General features: G+C 61.6%; 24 protein-coding genes. 15 read left to right on the forward strand and 9 right to left on the reverse strand.

The window, feature by feature from the left end; translation table 11 throughout:
- Positions 1–182: 182 nt before the first annotated feature.
- From ABD837_RS14455 to ABD837_RS14495, 9 genes are all read left to right on the forward strand, one after another.
- Positions 183–1,142 (forward strand): succinylglutamate desuccinylase/aspartoacylase family protein, encoded by a 960-nt coding sequence (locus ABD837_RS14455; protein WP_345055828.1) that lies wholly within the window; start codon positions 183–185, stop codon positions 1,140–1,142.
- Positions 1,143–1,151: 9 nt separating this feature from the next.
- Complete coding sequence (locus ABD837_RS14460) at positions 1,152–1,709, forward strand: GNAT family N-acetyltransferase (RefSeq protein ID WP_345055830.1); 558 nt, start codon at positions 1,152–1,154, stop codon at positions 1,707–1,709.
- 88 nt (positions 1,710–1,797) lie between these two features.
- Positions 1,798–2,490, forward strand: coding sequence for an OmpH/Skp family outer membrane protein (locus ABD837_RS14465; protein ID WP_345055832.1), 693 nt, complete (start codon positions 1,798–1,800; stop codon positions 2,488–2,490).
- Between the two features lie 298 nt (positions 2,491–2,788).
- Complete coding sequence (locus ABD837_RS14470) at positions 2,789–5,149, forward strand: TonB-dependent receptor (protein ID WP_345055834.1); 2,361 nt, start codon at positions 2,789–2,791, stop codon at positions 5,147–5,149.
- Positions 5,150–5,299: 150 nt separating this feature from the next.
- Positions 5,300–6,289, forward strand: a complete 990-nt coding sequence (locus tag ABD837_RS14475) for a DUF4249 domain-containing protein (protein WP_345055836.1) — start codon at positions 5,300–5,302, stop codon at positions 6,287–6,289.
- A 141-nt stretch (positions 6,290–6,430) separates the two neighbouring features.
- A complete protein-coding gene (locus ABD837_RS14480) occupies positions 6,431–6,718 on the forward strand; it encodes a hypothetical protein (RefSeq protein ID WP_345055838.1) in 288 nt (95 codons plus the stop codon).
- Positions 6,719–6,873: 155 nt separating this feature from the next.
- Positions 6,874–8,067, forward strand: a complete 1,194-nt coding sequence (locus ABD837_RS14485) for an MFS transporter (protein WP_345055840.1) — start codon at positions 6,874–6,876, stop codon at positions 8,065–8,067.
- A gap of 65 nt (positions 8,068–8,132) precedes the next feature.
- Entirely contained in the window at positions 8,133–8,732 is a 600-nt protein-coding gene (locus ABD837_RS14490) for a hypothetical protein (protein WP_345055842.1), read from the forward strand.
- Between the two features lie 284 nt (positions 8,733–9,016).
- Positions 9,017–10,156 (forward strand): porin, encoded by a 1,140-nt coding sequence (locus ABD837_RS14495; RefSeq protein WP_345055844.1) that lies wholly within the window; start codon positions 9,017–9,019, stop codon positions 10,154–10,156.
- Between the two features lie 7 nt (positions 10,157–10,163).
- Here ABD837_RS14495 and ABD837_RS14500 read toward each other — a convergent pair whose 3' ends face one another.
- From ABD837_RS14500 to ABD837_RS14525, 6 genes are all read right to left on the reverse strand, one after another.
- Positions 10,164–10,541: a VOC family protein gene (locus ABD837_RS14500; protein WP_345055846.1), complete on the reverse strand. Its 378-nt coding sequence runs from the start codon at positions 10,539–10,541 to the stop codon at positions 10,164–10,166.
- A 5-nt stretch (positions 10,542–10,546) separates the two neighbouring features.
- Positions 10,547–10,996 (reverse strand): dihydrofolate reductase family protein, encoded by a 450-nt coding sequence (locus ABD837_RS14505; protein WP_345055848.1) that lies wholly within the window; start codon positions 10,994–10,996, stop codon positions 10,547–10,549.
- A gap of 86 nt (positions 10,997–11,082) precedes the next feature.
- On the reverse strand, positions 11,083–11,502 hold the full coding sequence (locus tag ABD837_RS14510) for a response regulator (protein ID WP_345055850.1): 420 nt from the start codon (positions 11,500–11,502) through the stop codon (positions 11,083–11,085).
- 42 nt (positions 11,503–11,544) lie between these two features.
- Positions 11,545–14,133: a PAS domain-containing sensor histidine kinase gene (locus ABD837_RS14515; RefSeq protein ID WP_345055853.1), complete on the reverse strand. Its 2,589-nt coding sequence runs from the start codon at positions 14,131–14,133 to the stop codon at positions 11,545–11,547.
- Between the two features lie 62 nt (positions 14,134–14,195).
- Positions 14,196–14,558 (reverse strand): glyoxalase superfamily protein, encoded by a 363-nt coding sequence (locus ABD837_RS14520; RefSeq protein ID WP_345055855.1) that lies wholly within the window; start codon positions 14,556–14,558, stop codon positions 14,196–14,198.
- Between the two features lie 176 nt (positions 14,559–14,734).
- Positions 14,735–15,382, reverse strand: a complete 648-nt coding sequence (locus tag ABD837_RS14525; RefSeq protein WP_345055857.1) for a zinc ribbon domain-containing protein — start codon at positions 15,380–15,382, stop codon at positions 14,735–14,737.
- A 160-nt stretch (positions 15,383–15,542) separates the two neighbouring features.
- On the opposite strand from ABD837_RS14525, the gene ABD837_RS14530 reads away from it, so the two are divergent.
- Positions 15,543–16,703 carry an acyltransferase family protein gene (locus ABD837_RS14530; protein ID WP_345055859.1) on the forward strand — a complete coding sequence of 387 codons (1,161 nt, stop codon included), beginning with the start codon at positions 15,543–15,545 and terminating at the stop codon, positions 16,701–16,703.
- A 273-nt stretch (positions 16,704–16,976) separates the two neighbouring features.
- On the opposite strand, the gene ABD837_RS14535 is transcribed toward ABD837_RS14530, so the two are convergent.
- Positions 16,977–17,576, reverse strand: coding sequence for a hypothetical protein (locus ABD837_RS14535; RefSeq protein ID WP_345055861.1), 600 nt, complete (start codon positions 17,574–17,576; stop codon positions 16,977–16,979).
- A gap of 591 nt (positions 17,577–18,167) precedes the next feature.
- Here ABD837_RS14535 and ABD837_RS14540 point away from each other — a divergent pair.
- From ABD837_RS14540 to ABD837_RS14550, 3 genes are all read left to right on the forward strand, one after another.
- Complete coding sequence (locus tag ABD837_RS14540) at positions 18,168–19,577, forward strand: T9SS type A sorting domain-containing protein (RefSeq protein ID WP_345055863.1); 1,410 nt, start codon at positions 18,168–18,170, stop codon at positions 19,575–19,577.
- A 238-nt stretch (positions 19,578–19,815) separates the two neighbouring features.
- Entirely contained in the window at positions 19,816–19,989 is a 174-nt protein-coding gene (locus ABD837_RS14545; RefSeq protein ID WP_345055865.1) for a hypothetical protein, read from the forward strand.
- A 9-nt stretch (positions 19,990–19,998) separates the two neighbouring features.
- Entirely contained in the window at positions 19,999–20,583 is a 585-nt protein-coding gene (locus ABD837_RS14550) for a DUF6714 family protein (RefSeq protein ID WP_345055867.1), read from the forward strand.
- 212 nt (positions 20,584–20,795) lie between these two features.
- On the opposite strand, the gene ABD837_RS14555 is transcribed toward ABD837_RS14550, so the two are convergent.
- The gene (locus ABD837_RS14555) at positions 20,796–21,113 is read right to left on the reverse strand and encodes an STAS-like domain-containing protein (protein ID WP_345055869.1); all 318 of its coding nucleotides are present in this window, start codon (positions 21,111–21,113) and stop codon (positions 20,796–20,798) included.
- A gap of 52 nt (positions 21,114–21,165) precedes the next feature.
- Positions 21,166–22,116, reverse strand: a complete 951-nt coding sequence (locus ABD837_RS14560) for a hypothetical protein (RefSeq protein ID WP_345055871.1) — start codon at positions 22,114–22,116, stop codon at positions 21,166–21,168.
- Positions 22,117–22,738: 622 nt separating this feature from the next.
- Here ABD837_RS14560 and ABD837_RS14565 point away from each other — a divergent pair.
- Positions 22,739–23,476 carry a hypothetical protein gene (locus tag ABD837_RS14565; protein ID WP_345055873.1) on the forward strand — a complete coding sequence of 246 codons (738 nt, stop codon included), beginning with the start codon at positions 22,739–22,741 and terminating at the stop codon, positions 23,474–23,476.
- 127 nt (positions 23,477–23,603) lie between these two features.
- On the forward strand, positions 23,604–24,098 hold the full coding sequence (locus ABD837_RS14570) for a hypothetical protein (RefSeq protein WP_345055875.1): 495 nt from the start codon (positions 23,604–23,606) through the stop codon (positions 24,096–24,098).
- Positions 24,099–24,203: the final 105 nt, after the last annotated feature.

Below are 24,203 nucleotides of genomic sequence, written 5' to 3' on the forward strand. Positions count from 1 at the left end.
AAAAGCACGTCATGCCGAGCGCAGCCGAGGCATCTCGCGTGCCACCGCTAATTCTTTTTCTGGCGATTGGTTTACTATCCCAAGCGAGATGCCTCGGCTACGCTCGGCATGACGGCCTTGCGTGACGTTCTTAATTGTTTAGGTTATCACTTGTGTAGACCTTCTCGTTACTGGTTCTCCTCATGCCCAACTCCGCCGCTCCGTTCCACCTCAACGGCCTCACCATTCAGCCCGGCGAGCAGGTACTCACGCGGCTGGTGATTTCGAAGCTGCCGTCGGGCACGGTGATTGACGTGCCGGTACATGTGCTGCGCTCCTTAGAGCCCGGCCCTACGCTGCTGCTGATGGGCGGCATGCACGGCGACGAGGTGAACGGCATCGAGACCATCCGGCGGCTGGTGCGGCGCGAGCTGCTGATGCCGCTGCGGGGCTCAGTCATCGCCATTCCCATTCTCAATATCTACGGGTTTCTGAATTTCAGCCGCGACGTGCCCGATGGCAAGGACGTGAACCGCTCGTTTCCGGGGTTTCCGCGCGGGTCGCTGGCCGGGCGGGTGGCCCACCGCTTCATGCGCGAAATCATGCCCCTGATTGACTATGGCATCGATTTTCACACGGGCGGTGCGGCGCGGGCCAACTTTCCGCAGGTGCGCGCCCTGCTGGGCGTCGAACCCGAAGTAGATGCGCTGGCGGCGGCCTTCGCGGCCCCGTTCACGCTGCACGCGGCCCTGCGGGTGGGTTCGCTGCGGGAAGCAGCCCATAGCCTGGGCAAGCGCATCATCGTGTACGAAACCGGCGAGAGCCTGCGGCTCGATGAGCCCGGCATTGAGGAAGCGCTGGCGGGCACGATGCGCGTGCTCCACCACTTAGGTATGGGACCCAAGGCACCGCCACCGGCCCGGGCGGGCATTGTGTGCCGCCGGCACACGTGGCTGCGGGCACGGTTTGCGGGCTTGTTCCGGTCGCACGTCGAGAATGGGCAATTCGTTGAAAAGGGGCAGATTTATGGCTCTATTGCCGACCCCTACGGCCAGCAGTCGGTACGGCTGGAATCGCCGGTGAGCGGCTACGTGATTGGGCTGAACCACATGCCCGTGGTGAATCAGGGCGATGCCCTGCTGCACATCGCCGTACCAGAATAATATCATACGATGAGCTTACAACTACCTGTTTCTGATGGCCAAGTGCGTCTGCGGCACCTGCGGGCGACCGATTTGCCCGTTTTTGCGGCCTACCGCGCCGACCCGAAAGTGGCCCGTTTTCAGGGCTTCGACCCGTATACCGAGGCGCAGGCGGCCGCTTTTATTGCCCGTCAGGCCACGGCTGCGGTCCCGGCCGCGCCGGGCAGCTGGTTACAGCTGGCCATTGCCGACGCGGCCGATGACCAGTTGCTGGGCGACTGCGCCCTGCACCTTTACGCGCACGAGCCACGCATTGGGGAAATAGGTATTACGCTGGCAACACGCTGGCAGGGGCAGGGGTTGGCGCGCCAAGCCGTGCACGAATTGCTGGCCTTGTGTTTCGGGCAGCTACAACTGCACCGCGTGGTAGCCCTCACAGATGTGCGCAACCTGCCTTGCGTAGCCCTGCTGGAGAGTGCTGGCTTGCGGCGGGAAGGTCATTTTCGGCAAAACGGTTGGTACAAGGGCGAGTGGTGTGACGAATACCAGTACGCAATGCTTGGGGCCGAATGGGCTGCGCGCCAGTAGCCCCCTGCTACTGAAGGAATGCTGGCAGCGTGCCCGCAATTCACTCCCTATTGCCTTACTTTTGTCCTTTCCTCATCTCTTGTTTTCAATGAAAAACCCTCTTCAGCTTACCATTAACATTGTGCTGGCGCTGGCTGTGGCCGGCTTGTATTTCCTGCATTTCAACCACAAGCCGGTGGCCCCGGCCATTGCAACCGATAGCAGCACGGCCGTAGTAAGCTCCAACGAGCCCGCTGCCGCTGCCACCGGAACTGCCACCGCCGATGCCGCCGCTACGCCCGCCGTGGCTACTGCGCCAGTGCAGGACAATACCGGCGACTTCTCGGGCAAGCTGGCCTACGTGGAGTCGGGCAAGATGCTTGATGGCTACCAAGGCATGAAAGACGCGCGTAAGTCGTTCGAAGCCAAGGCCCGCGGCTGGGAAAAGCAGAACCAGGCCATGCTGGCCAGCTTTAAGGCCAACGTGGAAGGCTACCAGAAGCAGGCCCCGACCCTGAGCGCCGAGCAGCGCGCAGCTACCGAGCAGAAACTGCAGGAACAGCAGCAGCAGGTGGCCCAGCAGCAGCAGATGCTGCAGGCCCAGGCCCAGCAGGAGGAAGGCAAGCTCACCCAGAGCGTGCTCGAAAGCGTGAACAAGAAAGTGGAGGCGTACGGCAAAGCCCACGGCTACAAGCTTATCCTGATTGCTGCGCCCAGCGGTACCATTGCCTACGGCGAGAAAAACCTCGACATCACCGCGCCGGTGCTGGCGTACCTGAACGCCAACTACCGGAAGAAGTAGGCGTCGGCCCGTTGATTCTGGGCTAAGTTGAACGTCATGCCGAGCGGAGCCGAGGCATCTCGCGTGAAGTAGTAACTCAATCGATTGGATTGCTACTGCACGCGAGATGCCTCGGCTCCGCTCGGCATGACGTTCTGTTTTTCGGCAACTCCTGGAAATTATCCCTAAACCCAAGCAACCCTGGCGGCTAAATTCTGCTCTTCACCCAGCCCTCACTTTGCCAATAAAACAGCCCTGCAGCCGTTGGGGCCGCACGCTGGCTGACCGAGGGCCGGTTCCTTTCCATCTTTCCCTCTGCATGAAAACACTTTTCCGGATGGCCGCGCTGAGCTGCGTGGTGCTGCTGGGCGCGACTACGGCGCAGGCGCAGCAAGCTAGTCGACTTACCATTAGTGGCTACGTGCGCGATGGTGCCACCGGCGAAAGCCTGCCCGGCGTGGCAGTAGTGCACCCGGCCAGCGGCCAGGGCACCAGTACCAACACGTTCGGCTTTTATTCGCTCACGCTGGCCGCCAGCCCCGATTCGGTGCGGCTCTTGGTGTCGGCGCTGGGCTACGAGAAGCTGCGGCTGGCCCGCAAAGCCGACCGCAGCTTCACCCATGATTTCCGCCTGAAACCGTCGTCGGCCGAGTTGGCGGGCGTGGAAGTGGTGGGCAGTCGCGAGGAGAAAATTGCCGAAAGCACGCGCATGGGCACCATCAACATTCCGGTGAAGCAGATAAAGCTGCTGCCCGCCCTGTTTGGCGAAACCGACGTGCTGAAGGCGCTGCAACTGCTACCCGGCGTGCAGGCCGGCGGCGAAGGCAGCAGCGGCCTCTATGTGCGCGGTGGCTCGCCCGACCAGAACCTGCTGCTGCTCGACGGCACGCCCATCTACAACGCCTCGCACCTGTTCGGCTTCTTCTCGGTGTTCAACGCCGACGCCATTAAGAACGTGGAGCTGATAAAGGGCGGGTTTCCGGCGCGGTACGGCGGGCGGCTGTCGTCGGTGGTCGACATCACAATGAAGGAGGGCAACATGGAGAAGTTGCACGGCGAAGGCGCCATCGGCCTCATCGCCTCGCGCCTGACCGTGGAAGGGCCCATTAAGAAGGACACGGCCTCGTTCATCTTCTCGGCCCGCCGCACCTACATCGACATCCTAGCCCGGCCCATCATCAAAGCGCAGGCAGGGGGAACCACTGCCGGCTACTACTTCTACGACCTGAACGGCAAGCTGAACTGGAAGCTGAGCCCGCGCGACCGCCTGTACCTGAGCGGCTACCTGGGCTACGACGAGTTTTACGCCAACGACAAAAGCACCCGTAGCAACGGCGACTACAGCCAGCAGGATAATGCGCTGGGCTGGGGCAACCGCATCGCCGCGCTGCGCTGGAACCACATTGTAAACGACCGGCTGTTTCTCAATACCCACCTTACCTACACGCGGTACCAGTTCGACGTAGGCATTACGCAGGAGGACCGTTACACCAACAACGGCCAAGCCCAGGTTGAAAAATTTTCGCTGAACTACCTGTCCAATATTCAGGACATGAGCGCGAAGATGGACTTCGACTATGTGCCCAACCCCAACCACTACGTGCGGTTTGGCGGGCAGTACATTCGGCACCAGTTCCGGCCCGGGGCCACGCAAACCAAAGGCGCTAGCAACCCCGACGATAACAAGGAAATTGGCCGGCGCATTGGCGCCAACGAGGCCAGCCTCTACGCCGAAGACGATGTGAAGCTGACCGACCGCCTGAAGGTGAACGTCGGGCTGCGCCTGAACAGCTTTCTGGTGGATAAGAAGCTGTACCCCAGCGTGGAGCCGCGCGTGTCGGCCCGCTACCTGCTCACGGAGGACTGGGCCCTCAAGGCCGCCTACGCCCGCACCACGCAGTACATCCACCTGCTCACGAACAGCGGCATTGGCCTGCCCACCGACTTGTGGGTGCCCAGCACGGCCCGCACGCTGCCCCAGAAGGCCCAGCAGTTCAGCCTGGGCGCGGCCCGCAACCTGCGCTTCCACGACGAGGCCTTCGAGCTGAGCTTGGAAACCTATTACAAGCCCATGCAGAACCTGATTGAGTTTCGGGAAGGGGCTGATTTCATCGGGACAACCGACGACAACTACGAGAGCAAAATCACGAACGGGCAGGGGTGGGCCTACGGGGCCGAATTGTTTCTGCAGAAGAAAACCGGCCGCACCACCGGTTGGATTGGCTACACCCTGGCTTGGAGCAACCGCCGCTTCGCCGAGCTGAACCAGGGCCAGACGTTCCCCTACAAGTACGACCGGCGCAACGATTTCAAGCTGGTTGTCATCCACGAGTTCAACAACCGGCTCACGCTTTCGGGCACGTTCGTGTACGGCACCGGCAACGCCGTGACGCTGGCCCAGGGCCGCTACCAGCTGGGGCCTTACGCGGTGTACGACGACTACGGCCCGCGCAACAGCTACCGCATGGCCGCCTACCACCGCCTCGACCTCGACCTGAGCCACACCAAGAAGAAGCGCTGGGGTGAAGTCGTAAACAGCATCAGTGTGTACAATGCCTACAACCGGCACAACCCCTACTTCATTTACCTGGGCCGGGCGGCGGGCAGCACCACGCCCAGCTACCGGCAGGTGTCGCTGTTTCCCATTCTGCCTTCGTTCAGCAAAACGTTTCGGTTTTGATGCTTATCTATAATCCCCTGTCATCCTGAGCGCAGCGAAGGACCTTATCGCGTCATCACGTCCGTGCCCGGTGGAATACTGCAAACTGGTCAGGCGTGATAAGGTCCTTCGCTGCGCTCAGGATGACAAACGATTTTGATTTTCCCACTAATGAAAAATAGCCTCCTCTTTCTCTTCGCTGTGCTGGCCCTGGTGGGCTGCGAATCGGCTACCGACTTGCCCGAGCCGCCGCATACCCCTCGGGTATCGTTGTTCTACCTGCTCACGCCGGCCCCGCAGGACTCGGCGTTCGATGAGCTGTTCCGGCAGCGGCAGCTCTACATCAGCAGCAGCCAAAGCGTGTTTAAAGGCGAGCAGCTGCAGGGACGGGCCAACGCAGCAGTGGAATTGCGCGACGCTGGCGGCCGCGTGGTGGAGCGCTACCGCCCCGTAATTAGCAACTACGTGTCGAGCTACGGCGGAGACCCTGGCTACTACCGCCCCATTTTGGGGTTCCGGCCTCAGGTGGGCCAGGCCTACACGTTGCGGGCCACGTTGCCCGGCCTCGAAACCGCCGAAAGCACGCTCACGTTGCCGGCGGCTCCCAACATCGAAAGCGCCTCGTTTCAATCGCGGAGCAGTTCGAACCCCAACACAAGCTATTCGTATGGCCGGTTGACCGTGACCGTAGCCGACGACCCCAATGCGGCCAACTATTACTTAGTCTTCGCTCACCTGATCGACGCGCAGGGCAAGTCCTTGGCCTATGGCTCGCTTGAGCCCGACAACGACAACCAATCAAGTTCGGCCAACATCGAACAGGTTCAGCTGTCGAGCGCCCGCAGCCAGTTCAATTTGGGCGCCTATGGCCTGCAGCCCTTTGCCGATACCAACCTCAACGGCCAGCGCTTGACGCTCACTTCCAACATTCGCTACAACACTGGCTGTTACTCGCAGGGGCCTTGCCCGAGCGCGGCCTTTATTGAGGTAACCGTGAGCAGCCTCACGGCCGACACGTATAACTTTTACCTATCGAGCCGCCGCTACAACGACAGCGACGGTAACATCTTTGCTGAACCCGCCCCCCTGGCCGGAAACGTGCGCCAGGGCTACGGCCTGTTTGGCGGCGCGACTGATGCCACCTACCGCATTCCGCTGTAAAAACGGCGGTGGCGTGGTCCAAATTTTGCTGGTATTCGTTCCGATTGGTTCCCCTTTGTTGTAGGCGTTAAACCTCGCGCAGCGTTACTGGTCTTAGGTTCGCAATTTGACTTATCGTCCGTTTTCTAAAGCCTTTCTCTCATGAAAACCCGCTCGTTTTATTTATTGATAACGTTGTTGCTAGCGGGCGCTTTTGCCCGCCCGGCTGCCGCTCAGGTTCGGGCCAACATTTCGTTTGGCTACCCGCCCCGGGCCTACTACGGGCCGCGCTACTACGCACCCCGGCCCCCGGTGGTGTACGCCGTACCGCCGCCCCCGGTGTATTACGCTCCGCGCCCCGTGTATTATGCTCCGCGCCCGGTTTACTACGCGCCACGCCCGGTGTACTATGGCCGGGGCCACGGCCGCGGGCATGGCCGCCGCTGGTAGGTTTCGGGTTCGTTACTCTTTGAATAAAAGCCCTGCGGGTCTCCGGCGGGGCTTTTTGTTGCCCGATGCCGACGAACTGGCGGGCTCGCTCCGGCAGAATTAGCGTAGGTTTGAGCCGGCGTTTCGGCGCTGCATTCTCACCCTCTCCGCTTCCCTTGAATCCCGCCCCAAGCCCGGCGCGCCCTTTGCGGGTGCTGCCGATAATCGTGTTCGCGCAGTTTGCGTGCACTTCCCTGTGGTTTGCCGGCAATGCCGTGCTGCCCGAAATGCTGCGCGAAGGGCACCTGCGCGGCCTCACGGCGGGCGCAGCCGTGTCGGCGGTGCAGCTGGGGTTCATCGTGGGTACGCTACTAGCTAGCCTGCTGCGGGTAGCCGACTTGTTGCCCCCGGCCCGGCTGTTTGTGCTGTGTGCGGTGGTGGGCAGTGCGCTCAATGCCGGTTTGCTGCTGCCAGACGCAACTCCGCAGCTGGTGCTGGCCCTGCGCTTCGGAACGGGCCTTTTTCTGGCGGGTATCTACCCGGTGGGCATGAAAATAGCCGCCGACCATTTCGAAACCGGACTGGAGCGGGCCTTGGGGTATTTGGTGGGGGCCTTGGTGCTGGGCACGGCGTTTCCTCACCTGCTGCGGCTATTGGCTGGCGGCTGGGCATGGCGGGCAGTGGTGCTGGCTACTTCGGGCCTGGCGTTGTTAGGCGGGTTGCTGCTGTGGGCGCGCGTGCCCAATGGCCCGTTTCGGCGGCCTGCTGCCCGGCTCGATGCGGCGGTACTGCGCACGGTGCTGCGGCACCGCCTGTTTCGGCAAGCAGCGCTGGGCTACTTCGGCCATATGTGGGAGCTATATACTTTCTGGGCCTTTGTGCCACTGCTGCTGGCTACTCACGCGCGCCTACACCCCGGCCAACCGGCGTATGGTCCGGGCTGGGCATTCGGGCTAATTGCGGCCGGAGCCCCGGCCTGCGTGCTGGGCGGCTACCTGGCCCGGCGCTGGGGCAGCCTGCCCACGGCGCGGCTCGCGCTGGCCGTTTCGGGCGGGTGCTGCCTGCTTAGCCCCTGGTTGCTGGCGTTGCCACGGCCGGCATTTGTGGGGGCAGTGCTGGTGTGGGGCATGGCCGTGGTAGCCGACTCGCCGCAGTTCTCGACCCTCGTGGCCCAACGGGCCCCGGCGGGCACCACCGGCACGGCGCTCACGCTGGTTACCTGCGTGGGTTTTGCCCTCACCATAGTTAGTTTGCAGGTGTTTGCGGCGGTGCAGGGCTGGGTGGCGGCGCCCTACTTATTCTGGGTGCTGGTGCCCGGGCCGGTGCTGGGCTTGCTGGCTACCCGGGCCCCGGCAGTTACAGTAGCCTGATAGCGCAATTTTGCTTAATCTTGTGTTGCTTACTCTGTCCTGAAATTCTTAACTACTCGTCGTTTATGAAACTTGCCTACTTTGCCCTGAGTGCCGCCGTGCTGCTGGCTGGCTGCAACCAAACGCCGCCCGCTACCTCCACGCCCACCGCCGAGGTGCCTGCCGCCACCGCGACACCTGCGGCGGCCGACTCGGCCGCCACGGCCACTACCACGGCGCCGGATGCCGCCGCTACTGCCCCTACACCCGCGGCTGCCCCGGTCCTCAAGAATGCTGAGACGATGAAAGTGTCGTTCAGCTTCAAGTCCACGCCCAACCCCGACGACCCCAAGCACCCGCGCACCAGTGCCCACCTGGTGGTGCAGGGCAGCCAGCCACTCGATATTGACCTGGGCAAGTTCACGGGCAAGCCCGACATGGTAGACGCCGCTAAAGGCAAAGCCGCCAACTTCCCAGCCGACATGATGCTGGCTTTCCGCAGCTACGACGCCGCTTCGGGCGTTAGCCAGGACCTAGCCGTGCTGCACCCCGATGCCCGCCACCTGCGCGTGGTGCAGCGCCGCGTAGAAGAAACTAACCCCGAAGGCGGCAAATTTGAAACCTCGCGCGAGGTGCCCCTGCCAGCCAATACCCTGGTAGTAGCCGCGCCAATGGCCAAAAAGTAGGGCAACCAACAAGAAGTTCGAAGGGGGCGCAGAGTACGGTTTTCCGTATCCTGCGCCCCCTTCGGCTTGTGCCTGGGTTCTACGCTGCTAATAGATGAAAGAGCCGTAATGCGCCAAGCGGTGAACCGCCCTGATAGTTGCGACCTGCCCCGTTGCAAACCCCTTGCACGGCAGCATATTGAGGCCTTGCCAATGCGTTTCAACCGCTTTTGTGCCTTGGAGCTAAGCTTTGCTTTAAAGCCGTTGGCTGCAAAACAGCTTCTTTTGCATAAATTAATTGTTCGATGAAATTTCCTTCTTTCCTATTGCTGGCGTTGCTGCCAGTAGTTGCCCTAGCCCAAACCACACCTCCTGCCGGCCCGGCAACGCCTGTGGCGCCCCCCGTTGCAGCCGTTGTGCCGGCGGTTGCCAGCCCCCTCACTACCTACGGCTTTGTGGATGCCTATTACGGCTACGATTTCGACCACGCCAACGACAACGACCGCCAGGGGTTTCTCTACTCGCACGGTCGGCAGAACGAGTTCACCATCAACCAGGCCCTGGTGGGGGTGCGCTACGACGATGGCAAGGTTCGCGGGGCGGTGGGCCTGCACGCCGGCAGCTACGTAAGCGCCAACTACGCCGCCGAAGACCCCGTGTTTCGGCACGTGTATGAGGCATACGCTGGCTTCCGCCCCTTTGCCAAGGCCTGGCTCGACATGGGGATTTTTGGCTCGCACATCGGGTTTGAGTCGGCCATTTCGAAGGACAACTGGACGCTGACCCGCTCCGTAATGGCCGAGAATTCACCTTACTACCAATCGGGTGCCCGTTTCACTTATGAAGTTGGCGCTAAGCTGACCCTAACCGGGCTGGTGCTGAATGGCTGGCAGAACATCCGCGAAACCAACCAGTCCAAAGCCCTCGGCACCCAAATTCAATGGAAGCCGTCGGATAAGCTGCTCATCAATAGCAGCACTTTCTACGGCAACGAGCAGCCCGTGGGCTCGCCGGTTCGCCGCCGCTATATGCACGATTTTTACCTCACCTACGCCGCCACCGAGCGCACCAATCTGGCGGTGGTGTTCGACGTGGGCAAGCAGCGCGGCGTGAGCAGCGAGCAGTACGACACCTGGCACGCGGCGTCGGTTTTTGTCAAGTATAAGCTGGCCGATACGTTTTCGACCACGCTGCGCGGCGAATACTATTACGCCGAGCGCGGCGTCATTATCAGCAGCATCATGCCGGAGGCGTTCGACAGTGACTTTCGGGTAGCTGGTGGTTCGGTCAACCTCGATTATTTGCCCACCAGCAATGTCGCTTTTCGGGTCGAAGGCCGGTACCTGAACGGGATGCAGGGCGTATTTGCCCGCCTCGACAACCCCGACAACCCCGACAACCGCAGCTACGGCAACGTGACAACGAGCATTGCCCTGTCGTTTTAACCAAGCGTTACTTCCGTCCGGGAATTTCCTGCAGCGTCCAGGTATTGCCGTCGGGGTCCTGGAACGCGGCGTACTTAATGCCGCCCATGTTCTGGATTTCGCCCATTGCCACCCCCCGGCCGACCAGCTCGGCGCGCGCCTCGGCAATGTCGGCCACTACTAGGTGCAGGCCGCGCAGCGAACCCGCCGGCATGGCAATGCCCGCCAGCCCCGCGGCCAGCACAATGGAGCAGGCCGAGCCCGGCGGCGTGAGTTGCACCACGCGCACGGTATCGTTGGGCCGCACGTCGTGGTCGAGGCGAAACCCAACCTGCTGCACGTAAAAAGTTTTGGCGCGGTCGATATCGGCCACCGGCACAGGAATGAGCTCCAGTTGCAGGTCCATTAGGATTAAGCGTTGGCTGGTTGGTAGGTAAGCACCAGCACGCCCGCGCTGGTGGTGTGCGACGACTTGAGCGTGAAATTGGTGGGCGCATCGGCAAACAGGCGCTTGCCACTGCCCAGCACTACGGGGAACACCATAAGCCGGTATTCGTCAATCAGGCCGTGCTGGCGCAGGTATTCCACCAGCTGGCCGCTGCCGTAGATGAGCAGGTTCTGGCCAGGCTCCTGTTTCCGGCGGGCTACGGCGGTGGCCACGTCGCCGGCAATGCTTTCGGCGTTCCACTCAGCGGCTTGCAGCGCGTGCGAAGCCACGTATTTGGGCATGCCGTTCATGCGGGCGGCGAAACCGGTTTCATCCTTCATACCGGGCCAGGCCGCAGCAAATCTGTCGTAGGTGACGCGGCCCAGCAGCAGAGCATCGCTGGAGAACAGCAGTTCCTGCTGAAACTCGCCCAACTCGTCGTTGAAATAGGGGCCGGTCCAGCCGGGGTTTCCATCACGCCATCCAGGGTGAGGTAGTTCAATTCTAAACAGACGAGCAATTAGCTGGGCAGCTGGAGCTCGAAATGCAGCTTTAGCAGGGAGGCAATTTTTTCCGGTGTCAGGGGCTTGTTGAGGCGGCCGGCGGCGGGTAAATCGTCGAGGCGGCTGAGGTCGCGCGCATCAACCGAAGTCGAAAGCACAATAACCGTCGTCTTGCTCCGCTGGGCCAGGGGCAGCAACTGGTACGCCTGCAGAAATTCGATGCCGTTCATGATGGGCATCTGAATATCAAGCAGAATGAGCGTCGGGAAGGTGGGGGCCGGGGCCTCGCCAACCGGTTGCAGCAGCGCCAGGGCTTCCTGCCCATTTTCGGCCACTACCACCTGGTCGGCCACGTTGAGGCGCTTGAGCAGCCGCTGATTCAGAAAGTTATTGGTCGGGTCGTCGTCGACCAACAGCACACTGCGTAGCTTTTGCATAAGCTCCGCGTACGACAGATGCGAACGTAAGGTTTAGGGGAATTAGAGGTGCTCGGGCAGCTGCACCGTGAAGGTGCTGCCAATGCCCGGCTGGCTCGTTACCAGAATACTACCACCCGCGTTTTCGACAATGCGCCGCACCATGTACAGGCCCACGCCCGTGCCCTCGACGTGGGTGTGTAGCCGCCGAAACATCACAAACAGCTTGCTCTGCTGCTCTTCGCTCAGGCCCAGGCCGTTGTCGTGCACTTCCAGCCGCACTGTGCCTTCGGCGCAGTGGGCGCGCAGCACTACCAGCGGGGCTCGGCCCTGGGCGTGGTATTTGATGCCGTTGCTGAGCAGGTTGTAGAGAATGCTGCGCAGGTTCTTGGGCGAGAAGTGGACGGTGGGGCAGGCGGCCAGGTCGAGTACCAAGCGGCCGCCTGCAGCCTCGAGGGTGGGGGCCAGGTCGAGGCGTACCGCTTCGGCCAGGGCCACCAGGTCCACGGCTTCGGCGGGCTCGGTGTGGGCCTGCTGCAGCTTGCTCACGTCGGTGAGGTGGTCGAGCGTGCGCTGGAAGCGGGCCACCGAGCCGCTCATCAGGTGCAGCAGGTGGGTTACGACGGAGTCCTGGCGCACGGGCGCCGGCAACTGCTCGCGCAGGGCCAGCAGCAGGCCTTCGATGTTGGCAATTGGCGCGCGCAGGTCGTGCGAGGCCGTGTACACGAACGTGTCCAGGTCCACGTTGGTGTAGTTGAGGCGTTCGTTGGTGCCGCGCAGCTCCTCGTTGGCCACCAGCATTTCTTCGTTGATGGCGGCCAGCTCCTCGTTCAGCTCCTGCACGCGCTGGCGCGCTTCTGCCTGTTCGGTCACGTCGGTGATGAGGGCGAAGAAGCCCTGCACTTCGCCGTTCTGCACATCGGGGATGTAGTCGGTGTGGATGTAGCGCACAAAGTCCTCGCGGTAGGGCATCCGGGCCTCAAACGCCACCCGCTCGCCGGTCAGGGTCCGGGCCACGTGGTCGCGCACCCCCGGGTAGGCCGCGGCGCCAACTATTTCCAGCACCGACCGGCCGATGATGGTTGCGGGCTCGCGGTTGAACCAGTGGCGGTAGGCCTGGTTCACAAACTGATAACGCTCGTCGCGGTCGATGTAGGAAATGAGCACGGGCAGCGCGTCGGTGAGCAGGCGCAGGCGCTGGGCAGTGGCTTCGGTGGTTTGGCGGGCCAGCACTTGTTCGGTTACTTCGGTCGCGATGCAGATGATGCCGCTTGGTTGGCCTTCCTCGTTGTGCAACGGCTGGTACACGAAGTTGAAGTACCCTGCCTCGTCGGCCTGGTGGTGGGCCAGGTGAATGCGCTGCTCCTGAGCCACGAAGGGCACCCCCGTGCGCCGCACCTCGTCGAGTACATCCCGCAGGCCCTGGGCCTGCACTTCCGGAACTGCCTCGAAAAAAGGCTTACCCAGCAATTCGACCAATGGCTGGCCCAGCATGTCGGCCATGGGCGGGTTCACAATTTCCAGCACGTACGCCGGCCCCCGGAACACACAAATGGCAACGGGTGCCTGCTCGAACACGCGCTGGAGCTGGGCGCGCTGCTGGTCAGCTTCGGCACGCGCCATACGGGCCTCCTGCGTGCGGGCGGCCACGCGCTCTTCCAGCTCTTGGTTGAGGCTGGACAACGCTTGCTCCGACCCGACCAGTGCCGTGTTGGTGTTCAAAAATTCCTCGTTGCTGGCCCGCAACTCTTCGTTGATGGCGGCCAGCTCCTCGTTCAGCTCCTGTACGTCGTGGCGGGCCAGCACCTGCAGCGTCACGTCGTACGCAAATACAAAAATGCCGTTTACAGCCCCCTGCTGGTTGTGTCGGGCCTGATAGATGAAGTTGTAGTAGCGTTTTTCGAGCTCGCGGCGGCCATCGTTGTGGTGGTCGAGCTGTACCAGCATTTCCGAGGCGCGGTAGGTTTTGCCGGTCTGGTACACCTCATCGAGCAGGTCCAGCACCGGCTGGCCCACCAGTTCGGGCATGGCTTCGGCCACGGGCTTGCCCACGAGGAGCCGGTCGTCCACCAGCGCCTGGTAAGGCGGGTTCACGAACTGGTACACGTGCTGCGGGCCATCAAACACGCAAACCATGGCCGGGGCATCGTGCAGCATTAGCTCGAGTTGCTGACGCTGCAGCTCGGTTTCGGCGCGGGCTTCGAGCTCGCGGGCCTGGCTGGCGCGCAGCTGCTGCTCGATGTCGGTGCGGGCCCGGTCGTTGGTGTCGGTAAAGTTCACCACGAGTACGTCGTCCTGGCGCCGGGCCACCAGCAGATAGTAGCCGTCAAGGCCGTCGTGCTGGTAGTTGTTCTGGCGGCTTTCTACCTGGCCGCTCAAAAAGGCATCGCGGTAGAAGCCAAACACCCCGGCTGCCTCTGCCGTCGGAAACAGCGCCAGGAAAGACTCGACGGGACGCTCCGGCAGCTGCAGCATTTGCTGGGCGGCGGGGTTGAGGTACACCCAGGCCAGGTCGATAATGGTGGTGCCTGCCGCGTCGTACACCGGCCGCAGCAGCATGATGCCGTTTTGGGAAGTGCTAAGCACCGCGTGCAGCAGGTCTGCTGCCGGGGGCAGGTCGGCCGGAAGCGTCGGGCGAGAAGAATCAAGCATGTAAAAGCGTACGTAGCAAGGCCTGTCAAGGTACTACCAACAGGGCCGAAATGCCAGGCCAGCTAGCCCCGCTCCACAAAGGTAAGGCGGTTGCTGAACGGGTCGATGACGGTCATCTCCAGCGCCGTGGGGTCGTAAAAAGGAATGTCCAGGCCTGGCCGGTTGAACTTGTACGGCCGGTCGAGCAGCTGGGTATGAAACGCTTCGAGATACAGGAAGTCATCGATGAAGACCCGGGCACCCGGCGAGCAGTCGCCGTGGTGCTCGGAAAGGTGCAGCGTGATGTCGCCCCGCGAGATTTGCAGGTAAGCAGGGGCGTCGGCGGGCCGGTGCTCCCAGTCGAGGGTAAAGCCCAGCCAGTCGATGTAGAACTCAATGGCCTTGGCATGGTCAAAAATGCGCAGAATGGGCTTGACGGTAGGCATGGGGTAAGGAACAGGAGTGGGAGTATAGCAGAACGTCATGCTGAGCGCAGCCAAAGCATCTGTACTGCGCAACGTAATCTAATCGCGAGAAAAGGATTAGTGGCAGCACGCGAGATGCTTCTACTGCGCTCAGCATGACGTTCTTATTATTCGAAACAAATTCCTGCTACTCCTCACTACCCTGCCTTGGTGCCGCAGCCGGGGCAGAACTTCTGCTCGGGCTTGAGGGACTCGCCGCAGCTGGTGCAGTGGCGCGGCTGGGTTTGGGCCGTGGCGGGCGTGCCGCAGCTGGGGCAGAACTTCTGGCCGGGGGCCAGCTTGGTCTGGCAGCTCTGGCATTGCAGCAGGGCATCGCGGTTCAGGAAATCCATGCTTTTGGTGTAGTCCTGCTCGCGGGTTTTGGTGCGGATTTGCTCGCTGGTGGCCTGGGCCTGCTGGGCGCGCAGTTCCTCCTGCTCGTCGGGGGCGCAGTCTTCGCAGAGGCCGGCGCTGTGGTTCCAGCACGCATCGGGGCACACCCAGTGGCCGCAGCGGGTGCACTGCTTGAACTGCTGCTTGCCCTCGGACACGGCGGTTTGCAGGGCTTCGTCGTGGGCCTTGCCGCCCACGGCCCGCTGAATGTGGTACGCGGCGTTCTCGGCCCCGCCCAGGCCGCCAAACAGGCTGCTGGCCGCCTGCAGCAGGCTCCCCGCAATGCCAATGGCGTTGGGCTGGAACCGCGACATGTAGCCGTTGCGGCACTTATCGCAATGAAACTTGAACTGGAAGCCTTTGTCGGTGGAAAGGTCGTCGTAGTTGGCAACGAATTGAACCAGGTTACTCATAGCGCGAAAAGCAAGGGGAAGTGAATCGTAAAAGTAGGCGTAGCAGCGTATTCAAGTAGCTGAATGCTGAAATGAAAGGCGCGAGCTGCGCTGCAGCTATATCGTGGAGGTAATGTGGCCCATTACATTTGGGCGCAAGAATTCGCCCTGCCTCTTCCTCATGACAACAAACGAGCTGCCGGCTCCGGGCGCACGCTTGCCCGGCCTCGACCACCTGCGGGCCCTGGCCATTGGCCAGGTGTTGCTGTTTCACTACCGCATTTTTGCGCACCCCGAGTGGCTGACCACCGTGGGGCAGTTTGGCTGGACCGGCGTCGACCTGTTCTTCGTGCTGAGCGGCTACCTGATTGCCGCGCAGCTGTTTCAGAAACTGGCGCGGCGGGGCCGGTTGTCGCTGGCTACTTACTTCATCAAGCGCACGTTTCGCATTCTGCCCGCTTACTTCGTGGTGGTAGCGCTCTACTTTGGCGTACCGGCTTTTCGGGAGCGCGAGGCCCTGCCGCCCCTGTGGAAATTCCTCACCTTCACCCAGAATTTTGGGCTGGATTTGCAGCTTGGCGGCACGTTTTCGCACGCCTGGTCGCTGTGCGTGGAGGAGCAATTCTACCTATTGCTGCCGCTGGGGCTGTTGGCCTTTGCTTCGGGCCGCCCCGGCAAATGGGCGGCGGCCGCTCTGCCCGCGCTGGTCGTAGTGGGGTTCGGAGCGCGGCTGCTGAGCTGGTACGGGGCCGTTGCGCCGCAGCTTGGCAGCGAGCAGGCGCCGCTGGCCTGGTATAAGTACGTGTATTACCCCACCTATAACCGGCTCGATGGGCTGGTGATGGGCATTGCCATTGCGGCGCTGTTCCATTTTCGGCCGCAGGTGGCGGCCCGGTTGGCCCGGCACGGCAACGGGCTGGCGCTGCTGGGTGCGGTGGTGCTGGCCGGGGCGTTTTGGGTGTGCCGCGACCCGCAGGCGTTCACGGCGTCCATCTTCGGGTTTCCGCTGGTGGCCCTGGGGTATGGGCTGCTGGTGGTGGCCGCTATCAGCCCGGGCAGCGTGCTGCACCGCCACGCCTCCCGCGTGTCGGCGAAGGTGGCGGCGCTGTCGTTTGCCATTTACCTTACCCACAAGGGCATCATTCACCTCACGCAGGAATGGTTTTCGGCGCACGGCGTCGGGCTGGAGAGCAACGCAATGATGCTGCTGTGCCTGGGCACGGTGCTGGCCGCCGGGTGGCTGCTGAATGAAGCAGTGGAAAAGCCGTTTCTGAAGCTGCGCAAGCGGCTGCTGGCGCGTCGGCGCACTGTAGCCCAGCCGGCTCTGGCAGGGGTGGAGTAGCTTCTGCCTAACGATTAGCTTCAACAAAAAAGCTCCGCCAGTAGCTGGCTTGTCCTTACCCAAAACGGCGGTCGTTGCTCCGGTCCGACCGCCCTAGGCGGTCGGACCGGAGCAACGACCGCCGTTTTCGCTCCGCCAACAACCGGTCGGACCGCCTAGGGCGGTCGGACCGGACCGGTCAAGTGCCGCCAGCAGGCAGGCAGGCAGGCAAAGCGTTTTGGGTAAGGACAAGTCAGCTACTGGCGGGGCTTTTTTGTTGAAGCTAACTGGGCTTTAGAACGTGAAGCGCAGGCTCACGGCAGCGTCGTTGTAGAAGCCGGTGTAGCCGTGGAACACCTCGAAGAAGGGCTTGTAGTCGACGCCGACCACGAAGGGCAGGTCGGGCAGCTTGTACTCGAGGCCGGCGATGAGGTCGGCGCCGATGGCGAGGTAGGTGTTCTCGTCGTAGTAGTAGCCGGCTTTGTTGCCTTTCAGGAAGTACACGTCGCCGTTGCGGCCGTTGTAGTAGTACCGCTCATCGGCGAAGTAGTAGCGGCCCTGGTACGACCCGGCGTGGAAGCCCGCGCCGTAGTAAAACTGCAGGCCTTTGATGTCGGCCACGCCCATGTGCTTTTCGCCCAGAATGGTGAGGCGGGCACCACGAGCTTTGTATTCCGTGGTGAGCAGTCCCTCGATGGCCACGCCCTTGCCGCTGCCCAAAAAGTGCTTGATGGTGAGGCCCGACGACCAGCCGCCGCCGCGCAGGCCAATGCCGGTGTTGTAGCCCGAGCTGCTGCTGCTGCCCCCGCCGCTGCTTTTTTTCTTCGATTGGGCGTTGGCTGCCAGGCCGGGAAGCAAGAGAAGCAGGAGGACTGTAAAACGTAAATAGCGCATGGGAAAACAGGTGTTGCGAATGATAAAAGTGGGACAAAAGTACTCGGTACGCGAGGAAGTGGGGCTCGCGTTTGACAACTCATCCCGCAGAGAGGTCGTCTTATTGGGTCGGGCATTGACATTTACTAGCCCGCCAACGCCCGTGCCGGAGCCTATCGAAAGCGCCCTTACAGAGACGCCAGCGAGTAGCTGACGACAAATGCCGCGGCGGCATTTTGCGGTTCATCAATGAGTGGCACTGTAGCTGTTGAGACAGTGAATGTAGTTCTCTCAAATGCCGCCGCTAGCAAAGGCACGCCTGCGGCTCGGGCGGCCCGCCGAAAGGCGAGCGCGGTGGTGCAGGTATACTTTTTAAAGCAAGGGGTTGAAGTAGGGCAGGTCCTCAACAACCCAGGCTTTACGCCAGGCGATTTTAGCCGTGCTGCGAGAGGCGTGGTGCCGCAAGAGGGAAGAATAAAGACTGCGTCTTATAAAAACCGTCATCGAGCGGCGAGTATATTTGAAACTGGTTCTGCCTAATAACCAGTCCGTCCGGCTTAGGTATGACTACTTCGCATTCCGGAAATTACTACAGTATATAGATTTTCATTTATGAAACAGTTTTCCGCTTCCATCGTGGCTACAACGTCCTCCACGGCCTTATTCCTGCTACTCTGCGTGCTTAGCCCGGCAGTGCTGGCGCAAACTTTTGGGCCAGCCATCGGCTACTCGGCGGCGATAAGCAGCGGGCCGAGGGGGCTGGCGGTGGGCGATGTAAACGGCGATGGCCGGCCCGATATCGTGATGGGCAACAGCGGCTTTCCGGACGTGCGAGTTTGGCTGGGGCAGGGCGGTGGGACCTTTGGCGCGGTAAGCGCCTACCCGACCAACATCATTTCTGCCTGCCTTGCCGTGGTCGACTTCAACGGGGACGGCCGGGCCGATGTGGTGACGGCGGGCCACAACTACAGCAACAACACCAATACCGTCTCGATACTGCGCGGGCAGGCCGGCACGGCCGGGCTGATGGCGGCAGTTCCCATCACTATCGGGGCCAGCTACCCCCAGGGCATTGCGGTGGCCGACGTGGACCAGGATGGCGACCTCGACATTGTGACGGCCAACTACAACAACGTCAACAGCACCAACGACGTGATACTGATACTTGCCCATCAGGGCAGCCTGTACCCGGGCAGCCCGATTGTTACGGGGCGCAATAGCTTTGAGGTGGGCGTGGCGGTGGGCGATGTGAGCGGGGATGGCCGGGCTGATATCCTGGTGACCAACAGCGGCGCGCGCAACGTGGCCATGCTGCAGGCGCAGGGAGGTGGGAGTTTCGCCGCTCCGCAACTCTATGTGCCGGGCGGCACCCCGTACGACGTGGCGGTGGGCGATGTGAATGGTGACGGGCGCAACGACCTCGTGGCGTGTTTATCGAACGCAGTGGGGGTGATGTTGGGAGCACCCGGTGGGGGGCTGCAAGCCGCCGTCACCTACGCTGCCGGGGGAGGACCCACGAGCGTGGCGCTGGGCGATGTGAACGGCGATGGCCGCAAAGACATTGTTACGGGCAATGAAAGCGCCGGCAGCGTAGGGGTGCTGCTGGCGCTGGCCGGGGGCGGCTTTGCGCCCGTAGCCACCTATTCGGCGGGCGGGACGCCTTATAAAATGGTGCTGGCCGACGTGAATGCCGACGGCCGGCCCGATGCCATCACGGCTAATTTCGGCTCGGCGGCGGTGCTGCTCAACAGGAGCCCCGCGCTGGCTGCCGCGGTCGGTACCCCAACGGACGGGGTGGTGTGCTACCCCAACCCCGCGCACGGGGCCTTCACCGTGCTGCTACCGGCCAACGCCGGGCCGGCGCGAGCCGAGTTGCTCAACACGCTGGGGCAGGTAGTACGGCGCCAGGAAGGGCCGCTCACCGCGGGCAGCTTCCGCGTCGAAACGGACGGGCTGCCCGCTGGCATCTATACCCTGCGCCTCCAGCCCTTGGGTGTGGCCAGGCGCCTGGTGCTGGAGTAGCGGCCTTCGCTTGGCGCACCACCCAAACGCGTGGTTGGACCGCGCAAAGTCCTCGTTGGCCCCGGCATCAGCAGTTTGGCTACACCAGGTTCACCATCCTCGGCCAGGGCGGCCTGCCAGGTGACGCCTCCCTACCCGACAGCCGATAAGCCGCTGCAGCAACAGAAAGCCCCATCAGTGATTCTGGCGGGGCTTTTTTTGGGGCTTACATTAGCTGCCCTCCCACATTTGCTCTACCATGCCTCCTTTCTCGGTACAATTGCGCGTGGCCAGCTACGTCTTTCCGGAACGGCACTGTACCTGCCGTACTAGCCAAGCTACCGATAGCCGCGGCCGTGCCGTAACCAAAATGCAACACCACGCGGTCGACCCGCTGTTGTACGTGCCCAACCATGATTTACTGCTGGCCTAGACCGCTGCCATGAATTTCAACGATATAGTGGACAATCTGGTCCGTAGTTTCGACCATGAACCTCATCCCGGGGAGGCGAACATCGTGTACGACAACTCCGGCTATCACCTGGAGGCGCAGGCGATTCGCCAAGCATTTACGCCCTTTACCTGGCAGGCGATGCCGCCCGAATTGCTGCACGAAGAACAAAGCTGCTTGGGCTTTTTGAGCCGGGCGGGGTTCAAATACTACCTGCCCGCGTTCATGCGGCTCGCGCTCACAGATTACCACCGCGCGGACATGATTCCCGACAACCTTGTGTTCAGCCTGACGCTGCCGATTGAAGCAGATATTATTGCTTCCGCTATCGACATCAAACGCGACCAGATGGATGAGAAAATGCCGGGCGTGGACTGGAACGACATTTTGCAAAGCCAGCTGCAATCCCTGAATCAAAGCGTGCACGAGTTCATTGCCCGGGCGGCCCTGTTTAATTCCGACCAGGGCCGGGTGATTTATCAGTTCCTCGCCCACCTGCGGGACGAGCACAGCGATGATTTCCTGAATCAGGAACCGGCCGTGGCCATCCAACGCTACTGGTTTCAGTTTGCCTAAATGAACTCATTGGGCAGCACACCAAAACTCCCCCACCAAGCACGAGGTGTGGCTGCGCTTCCAGGGCTACACCCGCGTCATCGTGCTGGGCCAGGGCGCCCCACAGGCGACGTAGCCGGCAAGCCCGCCGCATAAGCAGCTGTAAGAAATGGAAAGCCCCGCCAGTGGTTCTGGCGGGGCTTTTTCTGGTGAGGTTTAAAACCAATATGAATCTACTCAGCCGTATGGGTTTGGGCGACATCGGCCATGTATTCTTTGAGCTGTTTGAGTTGCGTGGGCTTATAGTTGCTCAACCGCAGGCGCTTGAAACTACTTGCGCCCATTTCTTCGAACAGGGAGCCAAGTGATGAATTCAGAAACGAACTGGAAAAGCCTGTGACGCCCGTCAGGTCAAGCGTTACGGGGCCAAGCTGTGCAGTCATTGCGGCTTTTATTGCCAATAATAGCTTGTAGCCGTCGGCGTTGGAAATAGTGCCAGGGGTGAGGGTAGCTACCGTCAGAACCGGGCTGTTAGGAACTGTGGTGGACATGAGATTTGGCGGGAGATGGTTGAAATTATAAGCTAGTATACGCCATTTTAGTTTAGAACAGGGCCGTTTCGTCTTCGAGTAGCTCGTTTTCTTCAGGGCGCATGCCGTCGTAATAAATCCTTGCGGCGAGGGTTGTACCAGGAAAAGCGACGTCAGAAAACTTGTGAATGAACTCAGTACCGTCCCGACTGATATGGTAGATAGCGCGAGTAGTCTGAATGGTGAACGTGCCGTTCAATTCTCGCACCCCGGTACGAAGCGTATCGAGACCGCGGCCTTGGTTGTGTGGCCGCGACTGCGCTGTGAAGCGCAATTCAAGCGCTTTGCCCAATGCTTCGGGAGCTGTGACGGGCTCCTGTTGCTGACTTTGCAAGTAGCGGTTGACCGTCTGAGGAATGCCCATGCCGAAGTCCGAAACGGCAATTAGTAGGCGCTGGCTAGTCGGGTAGTACTGCAGCATTGCGAAAGCAATGCGCTCCGTAGCGGTGGCGGCAAACGCGTGGTCGAAGACGTTGTTGAACATCTCGCCCAAGTAGATGGTCAAGAAATCGAGGCTCTTGTCCTGAAAAAAGTGCCCTTTGAAGTGTTGGTAAGCGCTACGAACAAAATCATTCATGCCCTCCAGCTCTACCGACCACAAGCCGAACGAGGTCGCTTCGTTCGGCTGTGTAAATTCCTGCTTAGCCGCAGTTATGGGTTCAGCGAAGCGCGCGAAGAGGTGAATGGCTTCCAGGTATTGATACACCACCGCATTGCCAGACTCGAATCGGATAGCTACGCCCGCAAGGCGGTATTCTTCCAGCAAACAGGCGAGGGTGGTAACATGGTGCGGCTTAACCGTCATCGACCCACCCACTACCACCAGTACCCGGCGAACTTCGGGCCTGAGGCCGTGCACTTTCTCCCAACGGTTGTTGAGTAGAAAATCCGCTAGTTCCGGCGAAGTGTTGAAGGCTTGAAAATAAATGTGGTGTTCATCCTGAGCGGTTGCCGGTAGCTGCATGGGGCAAAGTTAGCCATTGTCTCCACCAGGGCGGCCCATAACCCGGCGCGGCCGGCCAGCCCGCCGCGTAAGCAGCGGTGAGGAACAGAAAGCTCCGCCAGTAGCTGGCTTGTCCTTATCCAAAACGGCGGTCGTTGCTCCGGTCTGACCGCCCTAGGCGGTCCGACCGGTTGTTGGCGGAGCGAAACCGGGGGGGCTTCAACCGGTCGGACCGCCTAGGGCGGTCGGACCGGACCGGTCAAGTGCCGCCAGCAGGCTGGCAAAGCGTTTTGGGTAAAGACAGGGCAATTTCGCCGGGGCTTTTTTGGTTAGCGCATACAGGGCTTGGTCAAGCAATGCAAGGCTTGGTCAGGATGTACCAAGCGGCGGGTAGTGGGTGCAAAGCCTTGGGTAAGGCGTACCAAGCGGTGGGTAGCAGGTGCGAAGCGCCGGGGAGGGCCTGCGAAGCGCGGGGCTGTGGGTGCAAAGCGCTGGGTAGCGCCGGCCAAGCGTGGGGCAGGGCGTGCGGAGCTTCGGGCCGCGCGGGCGAAGCAGGGGGCGGGTTGCGGCCCGGCCCGGGCGGTTCGGGAGGCAGCGTGGAGTAAATGGGCGAATGGCATGAGTGTCAAATTAATTGCTACGTTTGCTGCTCACCTTTCCCATCTACTACGGTATGGATAACAACCGCTTGAACGCGCTGCTGAAGCGCGACACCGACACCGCTGCCGGCCTACTCGCCGACAAGGACCTGTACAAACCCCTGGAGGACGACCTGGCGCCCCTGCGCGACGAGCACGCCGCCAACCTGGCGCTGGCCCGCACCCTGGAAACCCAGGTGATGGCCGACGGCCAAAACGACGACGCGAGCCAGAAAAACGGGGCCAAAAAGCAGCTCAAGGCGCTGGCAGCGCGCCTGGGGGCCGCCCTGCAAGCCTACGCCGCCAGTGCCGCCAACAAGGACGAGAACCTGGCCGGCCGCGTCAACATCACCGCCACCGACCTGACCCGGGCCGACGATGCCAGCTTTGCCAGCCTGGTGGCGGCCCTGCTGCAGGAGGCCCAGCCCCTGGCCAAGGCCCTCGAAAAGCGCGAGTTCACGGCCGACGACCTGGCCCTGACCACCACGCTGCTCGAACGTTTCGGCCGGAAGCGCACCGGCCAGCGCCTGAGCGTGGTGAGCGGCAGCACGGCCCGCAACACACTCATCGGGCTGCTGCGCCGCAACACCGACCTCGTGAAGAAGATGCGGGTGCAGCTGCGCCCCTACCAAAGCTCGCCCACCAAGCACGAGGTGTGGCTGCGTTTCCAGGGCTACACCCGCGTCATCGTGCTGGGCCAGGGCGGCCCTACAGGCGACGTAGCCGGCAAGCCCGCCGCTTAAGCAGCACAGAGAAACAAAAAGCCCCGCCAGCAACTGGTGGGGCTTTTTTATCGACTCGTAAGAGGTAAACTTGTATCAAGAATACCACCGTTTTGGCAGACACCAAGAAGGGGGACATTTACTGGCCATGCTGACCCTACTGATGCGCTTGCTAACCCCGTTTACCCGCCTGGCGTCTTGGCTGTACGCACGTCCCGAGGATGTCTTACTGGCCCGTTTTGAGCAATTGCTCGACAAGGCCACGTTCGTCGGCACTTCACGGCCAAGCGCGTGCAATCTGCTGCTGGCGCTTCACGCAGCTGGGCTGAACGCGGAGGGCCTACAACGCGCGGCGACGCTACGGATGGTGCTCCTTACCCCCGAGAACGAAACCGCTGCCCAGCAGGCGTTGGCTGCCGGTAACCTGACCCAACTGCCAGCTAATACCCAGACGTTTGACCTCAACGCGGATTACTTCCACGTGCTGCTCGTGCGCCACGCCCGCGGGTCGTTTGCGGGCCTGTACTACCTGCCCACGGAATTCAATGGCAACGTGAGCAAGTTGAACACCGTGTGGTTGCACCCTTGGCCCCAAGCACTGCCCCTTGTCGAGAAGGATGTGACATTGCACTACATGGCCTAGCAAAAAGGCTCCTTATTCTGAACAGAGCTCGTTTACCTTGCCACCGTTTAGGCATACTTTCCATCAATAAGCTCCGCTACCCACCCCCGATGAGATTTTTGCCCC

The sequence above is a fragment of the Hymenobacter glaciei genome (assembly GCF_039539585.1).
Classification (GTDB): Bacteria; Bacteroidota; Bacteroidia; order Cytophagales; family Hymenobacteraceae; genus Hymenobacter; species Hymenobacter glaciei.

What these genes read in the sequence shown, in the direction of transcription:
- ABD837_RS14560 (WP_345055871.1), bottom strand. Translation starts at nt 22,116, where the DNA reads ATGCAGCTACCGGCAACCGCTCAGGATGAACACCACATTTATTTTCAA.
- ABD837_RS14470 (WP_345055834.1), top strand. Translation starts at nt 2,789, where the DNA reads ATGAAAACACTTTTCCGGATGGCCGCGCTGAGCTGCGTGGTGCTGCTG.
- ABD837_RS14550 (WP_345055867.1), top strand. Translation starts at nt 19,999, where the DNA reads ATGAATTTCAACGATATAGTGGACAATCTGGTCCGTAGTTTCGACCAT.
- ABD837_RS14540 (WP_345055863.1), top strand. Translation starts at nt 18,168, where the DNA reads ATGAAACAGTTTTCCGCTTCCATCGTGGCTACAACGTCCTCCACGGCC.
- ABD837_RS14545 (WP_345055865.1), top strand. Translation starts at nt 19,816, where the DNA reads ATGCCTCCTTTCTCGGTACAATTGCGCGTGGCCAGCTACGTCTTTCCG.
- ABD837_RS14465 (WP_345055832.1), top strand. Translation starts at nt 1,798, where the DNA reads ATGAAAAACCCTCTTCAGCTTACCATTAACATTGTGCTGGCGCTGGCT.
- ABD837_RS14510 (WP_345055850.1), bottom strand. Translation starts at nt 11,502, where the DNA reads ATGCAAAAGCTACGCAGTGTGCTGTTGGTCGACGACGACCCGACCAAT.
- ABD837_RS14530 (WP_345055859.1), top strand. Translation starts at nt 15,543, where the DNA reads ATGACAACAAACGAGCTGCCGGCTCCGGGCGCACGCTTGCCCGGCCTC.
- ABD837_RS14480 (WP_345055838.1), top strand. Translation starts at nt 6,431, where the DNA reads ATGAAAACCCGCTCGTTTTATTTATTGATAACGTTGTTGCTAGCGGGC.
- ABD837_RS14500 (WP_345055846.1), bottom strand. Translation starts at nt 10,541, where the DNA reads ATGGACCTGCAACTGGAGCTCATTCCTGTGCCGGTGGCCGATATCGAC.
- ABD837_RS14520 (WP_345055855.1), bottom strand. Translation starts at nt 14,558, where the DNA reads ATGCCTACCGTCAAGCCCATTCTGCGCATTTTTGACCATGCCAAGGCC.
- ABD837_RS14535 (WP_345055861.1), bottom strand. Translation starts at nt 17,576, where the DNA reads ATGCGCTATTTACGTTTTACAGTCCTCCTGCTTCTCTTGCTTCCCGGC.
- ABD837_RS14570 (WP_345055875.1), top strand. Translation starts at nt 23,604, where the DNA reads ATGCTGACCCTACTGATGCGCTTGCTAACCCCGTTTACCCGCCTGGCG.
- ABD837_RS14455 (WP_345055828.1), top strand. Translation starts at nt 183, where the DNA reads ATGCCCAACTCCGCCGCTCCGTTCCACCTCAACGGCCTCACCATTCAG.
- ABD837_RS14495 (WP_345055844.1), top strand. Translation starts at nt 9,017, where the DNA reads ATGAAATTTCCTTCTTTCCTATTGCTGGCGTTGCTGCCAGTAGTTGCC.
- ABD837_RS14525 (WP_345055857.1), bottom strand. Translation starts at nt 15,382, where the DNA reads ATGAGTAACCTGGTTCAATTCGTTGCCAACTACGACGACCTTTCCACC.
- ABD837_RS14515 (WP_345055853.1), bottom strand. Translation starts at nt 14,133, where the DNA reads ATGCTTGATTCTTCTCGCCCGACGCTTCCGGCCGACCTGCCCCCGGCA.
- ABD837_RS14555 (WP_345055869.1), bottom strand. Translation starts at nt 21,113, where the DNA reads ATGTCCACCACAGTTCCTAACAGCCCGGTTCTGACGGTAGCTACCCTC.
- ABD837_RS14475 (WP_345055836.1), top strand. Translation starts at nt 5,300, where the DNA reads ATGAAAAATAGCCTCCTCTTTCTCTTCGCTGTGCTGGCCCTGGTGGGC.
- ABD837_RS14490 (WP_345055842.1), top strand. Translation starts at nt 8,133, where the DNA reads ATGAAACTTGCCTACTTTGCCCTGAGTGCCGCCGTGCTGCTGGCTGGC.
- ABD837_RS14460 (WP_345055830.1), top strand. Translation starts at nt 1,152, where the DNA reads ATGAGCTTACAACTACCTGTTTCTGATGGCCAAGTGCGTCTGCGGCAC.